This window comes from Vibrio sp. D173a, assembly GCF_030248475.1.
Genome location: NZ_JAHGAH010000471.1, coordinates 1 through 603, shown reverse-complemented (window position 1 = coordinate 603; position 603 = coordinate 1). Strand labels below are relative to the sequence as shown.

The window sequence follows — 603 nt, the reverse complement described above, 5'->3', positions numbered from 1 at the left end:
CACGTTCTCTGGTCGCGTTGTTAAGCGTTTCCAAGGTTCTATGCAAGAGTGGCAAGACATGGGCGTTCTTAACTTCGAAATGGAATCTGCAACACTCCTAACTATGTGTGCAAGTTCTGGTCTGAAAGCGGGTTGTGTTGCGGGCGTTATTATTAACCGTACACAGAAAGAGATCCCAGATCACGAGACGCTAAAAGAGACAGAAGCACGCTCAATCAAAGTGGTTGTAGAAGCTGCACGTAAAATGCTGTAATCGAATTGAATTTGACGGCAATTCTGACTTTAGTATTGCCAGTTGAATGATGAAGAAGCTGCACTGAGAGGTGCGGCTTTTTTTGTGCCTACTCAATACTCTAGTTAGCTACAGTGAAGGTCATTACGCAATATTGAGCGTAAAGAAAAAGGCGCACAAAGCGCCTTTTAGAAGTTTGAATGTTTAGCGAGTGACAGCTTAGTAGCTTACTTAGTACTCTAGGTCTTCGTGGCCACCTGCTGCTGCAAACCAAGACGTTAAGTGCGTCTTAAGATCTTTCAATTCATCAGGACCAATCAAAGCTAACCCTAAATCCTCAGCGCGAGTAATGTCGTTATGGCGAAGTGGAC

Annotated in this window: 1 protein-coding gene and 1 pseudogene; one reads left to right on the top strand and one right to left on the bottom strand. The window is 44.3% G+C overall.

Going from position 1 to position 603, the window contains the following annotated elements:
- Positions 1-253 (top strand): annotated as a pseudogene (locus tag KIV40_RS26825) (uridine phosphorylase); the annotation flags it as partial.
- 210 nt (positions 254-463) lie between these two features.
- On the opposite strand, the gene KIV40_RS26820 reads toward KIV40_RS26825, so the two are convergent.
- The coding region (locus tag KIV40_RS26820; RefSeq protein WP_285352222.1) for a Card1-like endonuclease domain-containing protein at positions 464-603 on the bottom strand (140 nt) is incomplete at its 5' end.